We start from the raw sequence: 13,206 nt of genomic DNA, 5'->3' as shown, positions 1-13,206 counted from the left end.
CCGGGGGCACCCGGGAGGTTGCCCCGCGGCGCAAGATTTCTCCGCCGGTTCCGCGGGTAGGCCGAGGGCATGGCTGCGCCCGGCGTCCTCACCCGATACACGACCGCGGCCGCCCTGGCGCGGCTCGCCGACGAGGGCAGCCGGGTGGCGCTGCTGCTGCACGTGCTCGCAGTCGGGCGGGGCGCGGCGTTCGGCGGCCTGCTGATCGGCGCGCTGATGGTGCCGCACGTGCTGGCGGCCCCGCTGGTGGGAGCACTCGCCGACGCTGTCCGCCGGCGCCGGCTGCTCTACGTCGGCGGGCTGCTGGGCTTCGCGGCCGGTTTCACCGGTGCGGCGCTGCTGGCCGCGCCGGCCCCGGCCGCGGCGTTCGGGGCGGCGGTGCTGGCCGGCTGCTGCGCGCCGCTGCTGATCGGCGGTCTGTCCAGTCTGCTCGGCGAGCTCGCCGGCGACCGGCTGCCGCGGGCGTTCGGCCTCGACGCGACCTCCTACAGCCTGGCCGGCATCGTCGGCCCGGCTCTGGCCGCGCTTGTCGCGGGCTGGTCGGGGGCACTGTGGGCGGTGGCCGTGCTCGCGGTCTCGTGCGCCCTCGCCGCGGCCATCGTGGTGTCGCTGCCGGTACCGGACCGGACCCGGCCGAGCACCCCACGGGGCCGGGGGCGGGCGATCAAGGCGCTGTGGCGGGAGCCTCCACTGACCGCTGTCACGGCGGCCAGCACAGTCAGCCAGTTCGGTCTCGGCGCCCTGCCGATCGTCGCCGCGCTGCTCGCCACCGGTCTGCACGACCCGGCGATGACCGGCCTGACGTTGTCCGCGTTCGCGGTCGGCGCCCTGGTCAGCTCGCTGGCCTACGCCCGGCTGCCGCTGCGCCGGGTGCGTCCCGAGACAGTCATGCTCGCCGGGCTGGCTGTCTCGAGTGTGCCGTTCGCGCTGCTGACCGCCGTCGAGGGCCGCTGGTCCCTGCTGGCCCTGTTCGCGGTCGCGGGCCTGATCGACGGGCCGACGTTCGCGTCGCTGCTGGTGGTGCGCAACCGCGAGGCGCCGCCGGAGGCACGGACCCAGGTCTTCACCATCGGGGCCGGGCTCAAGGTGACCGCCGCCGCGGCCGGGGTCGCCCTCGCGGGGCTGGCCACCGGCCACGGCACCACCGCCCTGCTGCTGGCCGTCGCGGCCAGCCAGCTGCTGGCCGGCGGCCTCGGCGCCGCGCTGCTCAGGCGGCGCCGGCCAGCTCCTCGAGTGTCGCCCGCGCTCCCTTGAGGTGCAGTGAGGACAACACCGACCGGTACGCCGAGACGAACCGCTCGTTGTCGATCAGGTCCCCGAACAGGTCCCGGTCGGCGATGAAGGCCAGTGGGTCCGTGCTCTGACGCCGGGCCGCCGCGGTCAGGGTGTCCTTGAGCCGGTCCACCACCTCGATCGGGTTGCCCTGCTCGTCGACGCCCTCGGCGTACCGGGCCCAGCTGGCCACCACGGCGGTGGACCGCAGGATCTCGCCACCGGTCTCGAGGTTGTGCCGGATCACCGGCAGCAGCCACTTGGGGATGCGGTCGGAGCTCTCCGCGCAGAGCCGGGCCACGGTGTCGCGTACCTGGGCGTTGGAGAACCGATCGATGAGCTGGTGCTTGTACTCGTCCAGGTCGATACCGGGCACCGGCTCCAGGGTCGGTGTGGCCTCGCGGTCCATGTACGCCAGCAGGAAGCCGGCGAACAGCGGGTCCTGGGCGACGTCGTGCACGAGCCGGTAGCCGGCCAGGTAGCCGAAGTAGCACAGCGCCTGGTGGCTGGCGTTGAGCAGGCGCAGCTTCATCAGCTCGTACGGCTCGACGTCGGCGACCACCTGCACGCCGGCGTCGGAGAACGGCGGCCGGCCCAGCGGGAACGCGTCCTCCAGGGCCCACTGGGTGAACGGCTCGCACACCACCGGCCAGGCGTCGTCCACGCCGAACCGCTTGCGCACCTCCGCGCGGTCGTCGTCCGTGGTCACCGGGGTGATCCGGTCGACCATGCTGTTCGGGAAGGCGACGTGCTGCTGCACCCACTCGCCCAGCCCCGGGTCCAGCAGGGTGGCGAAGGCGACGAAGCTGCGCCGGGCGGCGTGCCCGTTGCCCTGGATGTTGTCGCAGCTCATGATCGTGAACGGCGGCACCCCGCGCTCGCGCCGCCGGGCCAGCGCCGCGGTGATCAGCCCGAAGGTGGTCCGCGGCGGGTTGCCGGGCGTCAGGTCGTGCCGCACGTCCGGGTTGTCGGCGACGAAGGCCCCGGTGACGGCGTTGAAGTTGTAGCCGCCCTCGGTGATGGTCAGCGAGACGATGCGCACCTCGGGCCCGGCCATCTTCTCGATGACGGCCTCGGGGTCGTCCGGCGCGAAGAGGTATTCCTTGATCGAGCCGACGACCCGGGCCTCGAGGGTGCCGTCCGGCGCCTTGACGACCAGCGTGTAGAGGCCGTCCTGGGCGTGCATCACCTCGGCCATGCGGCGGTCGGCCGGCATCACGCCCACCCCGCAGATCGCCCAGTCCAGCGCCTGGCCCGCGCTCATCAGCCGGTCGAGGTACATCGCCTCGTGGGCCCGGTGGAAGCCACCGACGCCGAAGTGCACGATCCCGGTCCGCAGCGCGCCGCGGTCGTAGGACGGGACCGGCAGCTCGGCGGGCAGGGACGACAGGTTCTGGGCATTGAGGGGCAGCATCGGCATGTCCTCCCAGCGCTGCTCTGACGGGCTCGGAGCCCCAGCATGGCATCCCGGGAGGCCCGTTGCCGGGCCCGGCGCGGCAGCAGCTTTCTCACCGTCCGTCAACACGGGCACACGCGCCGCACAAACGGGCACGGCCCGGTGGCGGATCGCCACCGGGCCGTCCCAATGCTCCCGGTCAGACCGGCAGAACCGCCGCCGGCTTGAGGCCGGCACCGGTCATGTGCCGCAGGTACGCGGGCAGAGTGAAGAACTCCGGACAGGTCCGCTCGGAGAGCAGCACGGTCAGCAGGGTCCGGGCCTGACCGAAGCACCGGGCCGACTCCTCGTCCAGCGCCCCGGTCTCGGCCAGCACGTCCAGCTCCTCGCGCAGCATCCGGGTCACCAGGCCCGCGGTCACCGGCACGCCGTAGTCGGTCGGGGTCCCGGTCGAGATCCACTGCCACAGCTGGGTCCGGCAGATCTCCGCGGTCGCCGCGTCCTCCATCAGCCCGCCCAGCGCCACCGCGCCGCGCCCGCCCAGCCACGCCGCGACGTACCGCAGCGCCACGCTGACGTTGGTGCGCAGCGCGACCTCGCTGACCGTGACGGCGCTGGACTTGACGTCCAGCAGCTCCTTGGCGGTGACCCGCACGTCCTCGCGCTTGCGCACGATCTGGTGCGGCTCGAAGCCGAGCCACTGGTCGAAGACCTCCCGGCAGGTCTGCACCAGGCCCGGGTGGGCCACCCAGGAGCCGTCGAAGCCGTCGCCGACCTCGCGCCGCTTGTCCTGGCGGACCTGGTTGAGCGCCCGCTTGGCGGCCACCGGGTCCCGGCTGGGCACGACGGCGGCCATGCCACCGATCGCGTGGGCGCCGCGCCGGTGACAGGTCTTGACCAGCAATTCCGTGTACGCCCGCATGAACGGCGCGGTCATCGTCACCTGCGAGCGCTCCGGCAGCACCACGTCCGGCCGGTTCTTGATCATGCTGAACAGGTAGTCCCAGCGGCCGGCGTTGAGTCCCGCCGAGTGCTCGCGCAGCTCGTACAGGATCTCCTCCATCTCGAAGGCCGCCGTGATCGTCTCGATCAGCACCGTCGCGCGGATCGTGCCGCGGGGGATGCCCAGCAGGTTCTGCGCGAAGACGAAGACGTCGTTCCACAGCCGGGCCTCGAGGTGGCTCTCCAGCTTGGGCAGGTAGAAGTAAGGGCCGCTGCCGCGCTCGATCTGCTTGCGCCCACAGTGGAACAGGTACAGGCCGAAGTCGAACAGCGACGCCGAGACCGCCCGCCCGCCGATGCGCACGTGGCACTCCGGCAGGTGCCAGCCGCGGGGCCGGACCATGATGGTCGGCAGCTCGGTGCCGATCCGGTACTCGCGGCCGTCCGGCGCGGTGAAGTCCAGCGTGCCGTCCAGCGCGGCCCGCAGATTGCGCTGGCCCGAGACGACGTTGTCCCAGGTCGGCGCGGTGGCGTCCTCGAAGTCGGCCATCCAGACCTTGGCGCCGGAGTTCAGCGCGTTGATCGTCATCTTGCGTTCCGGCGGCCCGGTGATCTCCACCCGGCGGTCCATCAGGTCCTCGGCCGGGGGCGCCACGGTCCAGGTGTCGTCGATGCGGATCTGCCGGGTCGAGGACAGGAAGTCCAGCTCGGTCGTCCGGGTGGCCCGGCGGCGCCGGCGGCGGTCCAGCAGCTGGACCCGGCGGGCGCCGAACTCGCGGTCCAGCGCCACCACGAACGCGATCGCCTCGGGCGTCAGGACGTCGTCGTACTCGGAGGGGGAGACAGTGACTTCTTCCATCAGAACTGCTCCGCTTCGGTCGAGCCGGACAGCGCGGTGGTGGAGCTGTCGGGGTTCAGGGCCGTGGAGACGGCGTCGAAGTAGCCGGTCCCGACCTCGGCCTGGTGCTTGGTCGCCGTGTAACCGTTGGCCTCGGCCGCGAACTCGGCCTCCTGCAACCGCACGTACGCGCTCATGCCCTCGGTGGCGTAGCCCTGGGACAGCTCGAACATCGAGTGGTTCAGCGCGTGGAAGCCGGCCAGCGTGACGAACTGGAACTTGTAGCCCATGGCACCGAGCTCCTTCTGGAACCGGGCGATGGTGGCGTCGTCGAGGTTGCGCTTCCAGTTGAACGACGGCGAGCAGTTGTACGCCAGCATCTTGTCCGGGTGCACCTTGTGCACGGCCTCGGCGAACGAGCGGGCGAACTCCAGGTCCGGCTTGCCGGTCTCGCACCAGATCAGGTCGGCGTAGTCGGCGTACGCGACCCCGCGGGCGATGGCCGCCTCGGGACCGCTGCGCACCCGGAAGAAGCCCTCGGCGGTCCGCTCGCCGGTGAGGAAAGGCTTGTCGCGCTCGTCGACGTCGGTGGTGAGCAGATCGGCGGCCAGCGCGTCGGTGCGGGCGATGATCAGGCTCGGCACCCCGGCCACGTCGGCGGCCAGCCGGGCCGCGTTGAGCGTGCGGATGTGCTGGGCGGTCGGGATGAGCACCTTGCCGCCGAGGTGGCCGCACTTCTTCTCCGAGGCGAGCTGGTCCTCCCAGTGCACGCTGGCCGCACCCGCGGCGATCATGGCCTTCATCAGCTCGAACGCGTTCAGCGGCCCGCCGAAGCCGGCCTCGGCGTCGGCGACGATGGGCGCCAGCCAATCGCGGTCGTGCCGGCCCGCCGCGGTGTCGATCTGGTCCGCCCGCAGCAGCGCGTTGTTGATCCGGCGCACCACCGCCGGCACCGAGTTCGCCGGGTAGAGGCTCTGGTCCGGGTATGTGTGCCCGGACAGGTTGGCGTCGGCGGCGACCTGCCAGCCGGACAGGTAGATCGCCTTGAGCCCGGCCCGCACCTGCTGCACGGCCTGGCCGCCGGTCATGGCACCGAGCGCGTTGATGTACTCCTCGTCGTGCAGCAGGTCCCAGAGCCGGCGGGCGCCCCGCTCGGCCAGGGTGTGCTGTTCCTGGACGCTGCCGCGCAGCTTGACGACGTCGTGCGCCGTGTAGCTGCGGGTCACGCCCAGCCAACGGGGATCGCCGGCCCACGCCCGAGTGAGGTCCGCGGCGGTACCGCCCCTGACTTCGGTCAGCTGATCAGTCATGGTGTTAAGCCCTTCCGTTACGGCAGAACTTCACTCTGATCGAGGGCGCAACCCCTCCTGAAGATATTTGTGAGGAGAAGAAGGGCGAATCTTCTGCTAGCGTCAAAACGCATGACGGCTTCACCGACCGACGCGACCGTGGACCTCGTGACCCTCGGGCAGCGGCTGCGGCACCAGCGCCGGGCCAAGGGCATGACCCTCGACCAGCTCAGCGCCGCCGTCGGCCGGGCGCCCTCACAGCTCTCGCTGATCGAGAACGGCAAACGGGAGCCGAAGCTCAGCGTGCTGCAGGCGATAGCGGGTGCTCTGGGCGTACCGATGCAGGAGCTGCTCCGGCCGGAAGCGCCGAGCCGGCGCGCCGGGCTGGAGATCGAGCTGGCCCATTTTCAGCGGGAGCCGGCCTACACGGCCCTGGGTCTGCCGGTCGTGCGCGGCGGCCGGCGGCTGCCCGCCGACGCCCTGGAATCGTTGATCGGCCTGCACCGCGAGCTGACCCGGCTGCTCACCGAGCAGAGCGCCACCCCGGAGGTTGCCCGCCGCGCCAACCAGCAGCTGCGCGTCGAGATGCGCGAGCGCGACAACTATTTCGACTACATCGAGCAGGCCGCGGCCACGGTGCTCGAGTCGGTGCGGCACACCACCGGCCCGCTGTCCCAGCGCGGCATCCTCGACATCGCCGCCCACCTGGGCTTCTCGTTGCACTACGTCAACGACCTGCCCGGCTCGGCCCGCTCGGTGACCGACCTGAAGAACCACAAGATCTATCTGCCCCAGGTGGCCAGCGGGAAGGGCCACGACCCGCGCGCGGTGGTGCTGCAGACGCTCGGGCACTTCGTGCTCGGCCACCACGATCCGGCCGACTACGGCGACTTCCTGCGCCAGCGGGTCGAGGTCAACTACTTCGCGGCGGCGCTGCTGATGCCGGAGAAGTTCGCCACCGACTTCCTGCGCGAGGCCAAGGCCGACCGGGCGCTGGCCATCGACGATTTCCGCGACGCGTTCGGGGTCTCCTACGAGACCGCCGCGCACCGCTTCACCAACCTGGTCACCCACCACTTCGGCATCCCGGTGCACTTCGCCCGGGTGCACGAGAGCGGCACGGTCTACAAAGCCTACGAGAACGACGACGTGCGCTTCCCGACCGACGTGACCGGCGCGATCGAGGGCCAGCCGGTGTGCCGCAAATGGGCGTCCCGCACGGTGTTCGCGGCCGAGGACCCGTACTCGTCGTTCTACCAGTTCACCGACACCGGCAAGGGCACGTACTGGTGCACGGTGCACGTGGAGTCGACCCGCTCGGGCGAGTTCTCGGTCACGGTCGGGACGCCGTACCAGCATGCGCGCTGGTTCCGCGGCGGGGACACCACCCGCCGTACCGTCTCGACATGCCCGGACCCGACCTGCTGCCGCCGGCCGCCCGCGGAGCTGGTGGACCGCTGGGCCGGGCAGGCCTGGCCCAGCGCCCGGGTGCACTCGCACCTGCTGGCCGCCCTGCCGCCCGGCACCTTCCCGGGCGTCGACGCCCAGGACGTCTACGAGTTCCTGCAGCGCCGCGCCCGGTGACGGCGGTTCGGACCGGCATTCGTGTGCGTTGTGTGGAGATCCTGTGCGGAGTCGGCCCGGGCGGTCGCCGGCGGGCCGGGCCGGTGATGAGATCGCATCGTCGGCACTCGCCGCCCCGGAAGGAGACCCCGTGAAATACGTCCTGGCCGTCCTGGCCGTCCTGCTCGGCGCCGCCGCCATCGTGTACGGCGAAGGCGACGACTCCCCGGGCCTGCAAGGGCTGGGCGCCCTGCTCGTCATCGGCGCGATCGTCTTCGTGGTGCGGACGGTGCGACGCCGTCAGGGCCGGTCCAGCGGCTTGCGATAGACGCGGAAGTCCGCGGGGGTGGCCAGCAGTGGCGCCAGGTCCGGATACAGCTCCTCGATCCGGCCCACCCGCTCCAACCGGTAGCCGAGCCGGGTGTACCAGGCGGCCAGGAACTCCTTGGACGCGAGCGTGAAGGTGCGCGGGACCAGCAACTCCAGCCGCATGACGAGACTTCCGCGCGAACGGGCGGTGGCCTCGGCGTACGAGACGAGCTGCCGGCCCACCCCCGTACCCCGGACCGCCGGGTCGGCGGCGAGCATGCCGAACTCGCTGCTGACCTCGTCCCACCGCCGCAGCCGCAGCACACCGGCCAGCCGATCGTCGCGGTACGCGGCCAGCAGCTCCCCGGCCCGGACCATCGCGGCCACCTCGACGGCGTCGGTGCGCGCGGCGCCGTCCACCCACAGACCCTGCTCCGACTCCTGATAGACCCGGTTGACCAGCCTCGTGACAGCGCCGATCAGCTCGGGGTCGTCGGCGGCGGCCGGGGGCAGCGGGGCGATCACGGACACGTCTCCTTCCTAGCGCAGCTCGGCGATCCGGGCCCGGGTGTCCGCCGGGGAGTCGGGGTGCAGGCGCTCGACGTCGGCCCGGATGTCGGCCACGGTCCGGCCGGCCAGCTCCCGCCGCCAGGCCAGCTCGGCCCCGCGCATCGCCTGGGCCAGGGCGCACGACTGCCGATAGTCGACGCCCGTGTGCACGCCCGGGCCCTTGCTCAGGATCTGGTCGCAGCGGAACAGCTCCTCCGGCCCCTCGATCGCGGCCACGATGTCCAGCAGGGAGACCGTGTCCGGGTCCCGGGCCAGTCGGAAGCCGCCGCGCGGCCCGGAGACCGACGTCAGGATCCCGGCCCGGACCAGGGCCTGGAGCTGCTTGTTCAGGTAGGCCGGCGGCAGCTCGTAGAAGGCCGCGAGGGTGCCGGTCGGCACCGGGGTGTCGAGCCAGCTCAGGTTGAGGCACGTGTGGAGGGCCCATTCGACGCCCTGACTCATCCGCATGTTCCTGGACTTTACATGTCCAGAATTCCGTGCCTATCCTGGACCTCCAACATCCAGGAACGGGGGACGATCATGACACTCGTACGCGGTCCGGCGATGACCGGCCCCGGGCGCCGCCGGGGCGCCCTGGCGCTGCTGGCGTTCGCCATGCTGATCGTCTCGCTGGATCAGTACATCGTGGTGGTCGCGCTCCCGGACATCCGGCGTGACCTGGGTTTCTCCGCGCAGACCCTGCAGGCCGTGGTCACCGCCTACGCCGTCGCGTCCAGCGGTTTCCTGCTGCTCGGCGGCCGCGCCGCGGACCTGCTCGGCCGGCGCCGGGTCCTGGTCACCGGCCTCGCCCTGTACGCGGCCTCGGCCCTGGCCGGCGGTCTGGCGCGCAGCCCGGAGGTGCTGCTGAGCGCCCGCGCGGTCCAGGGACTGGGCGGCGCCCTGGTCTTCCCGACGACGCTGGCGCTGGTCAACGTCACCTTCCCGGAGGGCCGGGCCCGCAACCGCGCGCTGGGCGTGTGGGGCGGAGCGGGCGCGGCCGGACTGGTCCTCGGCGTCCTGCTCGGTGGTGTCCTCACGCGCGCGTTCGGGTGGCCGGCGGTGTTTCTGGTCAACGCACCCTTGGCCGCCGCGGCGCTGGTGCTGGCGTTGCCGCTGCTGCCGGCCGATGCCCGGCGCGCCGAGGGGCGGTCATTCGACCTGCTGGGCGCGCTCAGTGCCACCGGCGGCAGCACGCTGCTGGTGTTCGCGCTGGTGAAGGGGCCGGAGTCCGGCTGGACCAAGCCGGTCGTGCTCGGCCCGGCGTTGTCCGGGCTGGTCCTGCTGGCCGCGTTGGTCGTGATCGAGCGGCGGGCCGCCGACCCGCTGGTGCCGCCGGGGCTGCTGCGCCGCAACGTCGTCGTGGCGGTCGGGCTCGCGGCGATGTTCGCGGCGACCTTCGGCTCGGTGCTGTACTTCCTGTCGATCTATTTCCAGGACGTCCGCGGCTACGACTCCCTGCGGACCGGTCTGGCCTTCCTGGTGCCCACCGCCGTGGTCGTGACCGGCTCCACGGTGGCGGGTCAGGTGGTGACCCGTTTCGGCCTGCGCCGCACCCTCGTCGCGGCGCTGGTGGTGGGTGCGGCGGGTGCCGCCGCGCTGGGTCTGGCGATGACCGGCGACAGCTCGTACGCGGCACTGCTGCCCGGACTGGTCGCAATCAGCATCGGTGACGGGGTGGTCTTCACCGCCATGTTCATCGCCGCGGCCACCGGCGTCAGCGACCGGGAGCAGGGCATCGCCTCGGGGCTGGCCTCCACCGGATCCGGGATCGGCGCCGCGCTCGGCCTGGCCGTCCTGGTCCTCGTCGCCCAGCACGGCATCCGCGCGGCGGTCCTGACGGTCGCGGCCGGGATCGTGCTCACGATGCTGGTCGCGGGGGCCCTGCGACCGGCACCGGCCGAGCCCCGCTCACCGATCCTCGTGCGAGGATGCTGAGCCCGAGCGGCCGGACCGGGATCAGGCGCGGCGCTGAGCGACGCGGGCGGTGCCGCGCGCCTGTTCGGGCACGGTGGCCCGGGCCACCGGTATCCCGGCGCCGAGCCGGATCACCAGGGGAGCGTCGACGAGGTCACTGTGCTCCAGCAGGGTGTGCTCCTCCCACGACAGCCGGACGTCGGCCGAGCACGTCGCCACCCGTACGTGCGCCAGCCGGCCGGCCCGTACGGTGGCCGCCAGACCCTGCACGGTGAACGTCACGGACAGGCACAACCGCAGCTCGTACACGCGTTCCTGGTCCACGAGCACGTCGAGGTGCGGGTCGTAGGTGACCCGGACCAGGTGGTCGTCCAGCGTGACCAGCCGGGTGACGTCGGCGTCGGCGGCCGTCTCCCGCGCGGCGGCGACCACGCAGTGGTAGCCCATCAGCCCGTTGAGCAGGATCGAGCCGAGGTCCTCCTCGAGCAGCCCGCCGGTCGCCGCGGAGAGCTCCGCGCCGAGCGCGTCGCGGGCCGGCCGGGACAGGCGGCGGGGGATCGCGCCGAGCGCCGCCTTGACCGGGCCGCCCTCGGTGAGCAGCCGGGTCAGGGTCGCGTCGTCGGCGCCGAGGAAGTCGCGCAGGTGGCCGGTCACGATCCCGCCTCCTCGATCGTCGTCCGGCCCGTCGCGGGATGCCGGACCACGGCGATGACGATCTCCGGAGCTGTGGTCCGCGCGGTCACCACCGCCGTACGGCGGCCCGGCTCGGCCACCACCGTCACGTGCTGTCGCAGCCACCGCCGGCCTCTGGGCAGACGGATCACACCCGACCTCATAGCGACCATCTCCTCGTGATCACTATGCGCACGTCCGGCGGGTTTTCCGGGCGTTGAGTCGTTGATCCGCTCGTGTTCAGCCCGGGATGTAATCCTCCAGGAGGGCCGGCGTCAGTCCGGCCTTGTGGATCGCGCGCAGCGCCGCCAGGAAATCCCGCACGAAGGCCGGCCGGAAGTGCATCAGGATGACGTCGCCCGGCTGGACCCGGTGACCCTCCTGGTAGCGCACCTTGCCCTTGTGGACCGTCTCCTTCCACATGAACGCGGCCTTGATCCCGCAGTCGCGCGCCGCCCGCAGTGTGGTGGCGTCCTTGGTGCCGAACGGTGGCCGGAACAGTACGGGCCGGCGTTGGTAGCGGTGACCCAGCCGGTCCGCCGAACCGCAGATCTCCCGGTGCTGGAACGCGTACGACTTGCCGCGCAGCTCGGTGTGGGTGATCGTGTGCGCCTCGATGACCGCGCCGTGCTCCCGCAGGCGCGCGAAGTACGCCTCGTCGTCGTGGATGGCGTCGGTGGTCAGGAACAGCGTGACCGGGACGCCGGCCGCCGCCAGCAAGGCCGGCGCCTCCGGCACCTTCAGGTAGCCGTCGTCGATGGTGATGAAGGCGACCGGCTGCTGCGTCGGGATCCGCGACAGGTACGGCACACTGCCCGACGCCGGCAGGGTGATCGGCACGGGCGGCGGTGCCGGCGGAAAGACGGGTATGTCGGCGGAGGTCCAGCCCTTGCCCCCGGTCGGCGCCGCGGGCCGGCTGGTCGGCGTCGTCGGTGTCGCGGGCGCTGTGATCAGGTGCTCGGCCGGCGGCGAGGCCGAGGGCAGCGCCTCCGGCGCGTCGGAGCCGGCCGAGCAGGCGGCCAGCGGCAGCCCCAGGAGGCAGACGACAGCGGTGGCGAGGGCTCGGCGGGACATCGGCAAGATCACATGGGCAAGCTAGAGAACGCCCGCAACCGCACACGGTGACCCGGACGTCGCGGACACAACATGCTGGCTGGTCAGACGCTCAGCAGGTGGGGGATCCGGCCCGGATCGGTCGGGGCCAGCAGGTGCAGCAGCGAGCGGGCCGCCGCGATCACCAGCGCCCGGTCGTACGTCGTGGCGAACACGAACCGCCGTTCCGCCTCGGGCCCGGTGTCACCGAGGTCGCGGGCGACCAGCGCCGCCGCCTGGTGCGGGCCGACGACCAGCACGTTCCACTCGCCGCGCAGCGCGTCACCGGCGGTGAAGTGGGCGCCGCGGACGCCGGGGGCCGGTTCGTCGCTCAGGCCGGTGCCCAGCGCCGCGACCATCGGGCTGCGCTCGGCGATCGCGGCGTACCGGCGGGCGGTGGCGTGGGTGAAGTGCAGGGCCTCCTGAAAGCAGGCGAGCAGCACGGGCGGCTGGTGGCTGTCGCGGGCCAGGGCTTCCAGGTGCTTGCTGATCGGCATCAGCGTCGACTTGGTCGTGACCACGGTGGGACGCCGGGCCGCGACGATCTCGAACGGCGTCGCGCCGGTGGGACCGCTCATCACCGGTCGCAGCAACGGCAGCAGGGCACCCGGCGGAGCGGGGACGGGCGGCAGGGGACCGGGGCGCCCGTACAGCCAGCCCTGGCCGACGGTCGCGCCCATCGTGCGGGCGATCGCCTCGTGCTCGGCCGTCTCCACCCCTTCGGCGAGGATCGTGGCCCCGCTGGCCTCGGCGTACGCCGCGACGGCGGCCACCACGTGCGAGGTGTGCGGATCCTGCGGGGCGTGCAGCAGGCTCATGTCCAGCTTGACGACGTCCGGGTGGACGAACGGCATCAGCGCCAGCGACATCGGGTCGGCGCCGACGTCGTCCAGGGCCACGCCCCAGCCCGCCGCCCGGCAGCTCGCCGTCGCGGACAGCAGTCCGGCCGGGTCCGCCGCGATCGCCCGCTCGGTCATCTCGGTGACCACGCGCAGCCGGCTCTGCGCCCGGGCCACCACCGGGGCCAGATCGCCGGGGCAGGGCGTGTGCCAGGCCGTCGGCTCCATGTTGACGAAGAGGGTCTGCTCCAGGCCGGCGTCCAGCGCGGCGCGGTACGCCGAAGCCCGGCACACCCAGTCGAGTTCGTTGTCGCGTCCGGCCGCCCGGGCCGCCGCGAACAGCGTCACCGGCGACTCCCAGGGGCTGCCCGCCGGGCCGCGGCTGAGCGCCTCGTAGCCCAGCACGCGCCGGGTGTCGAGCTCCACCAGCGGCTGGAAGACGGAGGTCACGGCGCGGCCGTCGATGACGTCATGGATGTTCCGCACGTCTTCGACATCGGCAGTGCGGGCGGACGGCTGAGGAGTTGGATC

The 13,206-nt window shown here is 72.5% G+C and carries 13 protein-coding genes; 4 read left to right on the top strand and 9 right to left on the bottom strand.

Going from position 1 to position 13,206, the window contains the following annotated elements; all coding sequences use genetic code 11:
- The first annotated feature begins 69 nt into the window (after nucleotides 1-69).
- Nucleotides 70-1,254, top strand: a complete 1,185-nt coding sequence (locus tag AB0C12_RS03475; protein WP_360543700.1) for an MFS transporter — start codon at nucleotides 70-72, stop codon at nucleotides 1,252-1,254.
- Here the strand turns inward: AB0C12_RS03475 and AB0C12_RS03470 are convergent.
- The 3 genes from AB0C12_RS03470 to aceA all read right to left on the bottom strand — a co-directional run bounded on the left by AB0C12_RS03470 (nucleotide 1,208) and on the right by aceA (nucleotide 5,758).
- Nucleotides 1,208-2,686: a mannitol dehydrogenase family protein gene (locus AB0C12_RS03470; RefSeq protein WP_360543698.1), complete on the bottom strand. Its 1,479-nt coding sequence runs from the start codon at nucleotides 2,684-2,686 to the stop codon at nucleotides 1,208-1,210. The genes AB0C12_RS03475 and AB0C12_RS03470 overlap by 47 nt on opposite strands.
- Nucleotides 2,687-2,867: 181 nt before the next feature.
- Nucleotides 2,868-4,469, bottom strand: a complete 1,602-nt coding sequence (gene aceB / locus AB0C12_RS03465; protein WP_360543696.1) for a malate synthase A — start codon at nucleotides 4,467-4,469, stop codon at nucleotides 2,868-2,870.
- Nucleotides 4,469-5,758, bottom strand: coding sequence for an isocitrate lyase (gene aceA, locus AB0C12_RS03460; protein WP_360543694.1), 1,290 nt, complete (start codon nucleotides 5,756-5,758; stop codon nucleotides 4,469-4,471). The genes aceB and aceA overlap by 1 nt, the downstream gene beginning before the upstream one ends.
- A 111-nt stretch (nucleotides 5,759-5,869) precedes the next feature.
- Between aceA and AB0C12_RS03455 the strand changes: the two genes are divergently transcribed.
- Complete coding sequence (locus tag AB0C12_RS03455) at nucleotides 5,870-7,321, top strand: XRE family transcriptional regulator (protein ID WP_360543692.1); 1,452 nt, start codon at nucleotides 5,870-5,872, stop codon at nucleotides 7,319-7,321.
- A gap of 130 nt (nucleotides 7,322-7,451) precedes the next feature.
- Nucleotides 7,452-7,628, top strand: a complete 177-nt coding sequence (locus AB0C12_RS03450; protein WP_360543690.1) for a hypothetical protein — start codon at nucleotides 7,452-7,454, stop codon at nucleotides 7,626-7,628.
- Here the strand turns inward: AB0C12_RS03450 and AB0C12_RS03445 are convergent.
- Both AB0C12_RS03445 and AB0C12_RS03440 read right to left on the bottom strand, forming a co-directional pair.
- A complete protein-coding gene (locus tag AB0C12_RS03445; RefSeq protein WP_360543688.1) occupies nucleotides 7,601-8,140 on the bottom strand; it encodes a GNAT family N-acetyltransferase in 540 nt (179 codons plus the stop codon). The two genes, AB0C12_RS03450 and AB0C12_RS03445, sit on opposite strands and share 28 nt — an antisense overlap.
- 9 nt (nucleotides 8,141-8,149) lie before the next feature.
- On the bottom strand, nucleotides 8,150-8,626 hold the full coding sequence (locus AB0C12_RS03440) for an Rrf2 family transcriptional regulator (RefSeq protein WP_360543686.1): 477 nt from the start codon (nucleotides 8,624-8,626) through the stop codon (nucleotides 8,150-8,152).
- A 72-nt stretch (nucleotides 8,627-8,698) separates the two neighbouring features.
- On the opposite strand from AB0C12_RS03440, the gene AB0C12_RS03435 reads away from it, so the two are divergent.
- Nucleotides 8,699-10,093 (top strand): MFS transporter, encoded by a 1,395-nt coding sequence (locus AB0C12_RS03435; protein ID WP_360543684.1) that lies wholly within the window; start codon nucleotides 8,699-8,701, stop codon nucleotides 10,091-10,093.
- 21 nt (nucleotides 10,094-10,114) lie between these two features.
- Here AB0C12_RS03435 and AB0C12_RS03430 read toward each other — a convergent pair whose 3' ends face one another.
- From AB0C12_RS03430 to AB0C12_RS03415, 4 genes are all read right to left on the bottom strand, one after another.
- A complete protein-coding gene (locus tag AB0C12_RS03430; protein ID WP_360543682.1) occupies nucleotides 10,115-10,726 on the bottom strand; it encodes a hypothetical protein in 612 nt (203 codons plus the stop codon).
- Nucleotides 10,723-10,896, bottom strand: coding sequence for a hypothetical protein (locus AB0C12_RS03425; protein WP_360543680.1), 174 nt, complete (start codon nucleotides 10,894-10,896; stop codon nucleotides 10,723-10,725). The genes AB0C12_RS03430 and AB0C12_RS03425 overlap by 4 nt, the downstream gene beginning before the upstream one ends.
- 88 nt (nucleotides 10,897-10,984) lie before the next feature.
- A complete protein-coding gene (locus tag AB0C12_RS03420) occupies nucleotides 10,985-11,818 on the bottom strand; it encodes a polysaccharide deacetylase family protein (protein WP_360543678.1) in 834 nt (277 codons plus the stop codon).
- An 83-nt stretch (nucleotides 11,819-11,901) separates the two neighbouring features.
- Complete coding sequence (locus AB0C12_RS03415; RefSeq protein WP_360543676.1) at nucleotides 11,902-13,161, bottom strand: EAL domain-containing protein; 1,260 nt, start codon at nucleotides 13,159-13,161, stop codon at nucleotides 11,902-11,904.
- Nucleotides 13,162-13,206 lie beyond the last annotated feature (45 nt).

The organism is Actinoplanes sp. NPDC048967 (genome assembly GCF_040649415.1).
In the GTDB taxonomy this organism is placed as follows: domain Bacteria; phylum Actinomycetota; class Actinomycetes; order Mycobacteriales; family Micromonosporaceae; genus Actinoplanes.
Note: the sequence above shows the minus strand (reverse complement) of the source record. Positions and strands in the feature narration are given on the sequence as shown.

Excerpts from the sequence above, each read along its gene's own strand:
- AB0C12_RS03475 (WP_360543700.1), top strand. The coding sequence starts at position 70 with ATGGCTGCGCCCGGCGTCCTCACCCGATACACGACCGCGGCCGCCCTG.
- AB0C12_RS03470 (WP_360543698.1), bottom strand. The coding sequence starts at position 2,686 with ATGCTGCCCCTCAATGCCCAGAACCTGTCGTCCCTGCCCGCCGAGCTG.
- aceB (WP_360543696.1), bottom strand. The coding sequence starts at position 4,469 with ATGGAAGAAGTCACTGTCTCCCCCTCCGAGTACGACGACGTCCTGACG.
- aceA (WP_360543694.1), bottom strand. The coding sequence starts at position 5,758 with ATGACTGATCAGCTGACCGAAGTCAGGGGCGGTACCGCCGCGGACCTC.
- AB0C12_RS03455 (WP_360543692.1), top strand. The coding sequence starts at position 5,870 with ATGACGGCTTCACCGACCGACGCGACCGTGGACCTCGTGACCCTCGGG.
- AB0C12_RS03440 (WP_360543686.1), bottom strand. The coding sequence starts at position 8,626 with ATGCGGATGAGTCAGGGCGTCGAATGGGCCCTCCACACGTGCCTCAAC.
- AB0C12_RS03435 (WP_360543684.1), top strand. The coding sequence starts at position 8,699 with ATGACACTCGTACGCGGTCCGGCGATGACCGGCCCCGGGCGCCGCCGG.
- AB0C12_RS03420 (WP_360543678.1), bottom strand. The coding sequence starts at position 11,818 with ATGTCCCGCCGAGCCCTCGCCACCGCTGTCGTCTGCCTCCTGGGGCTG.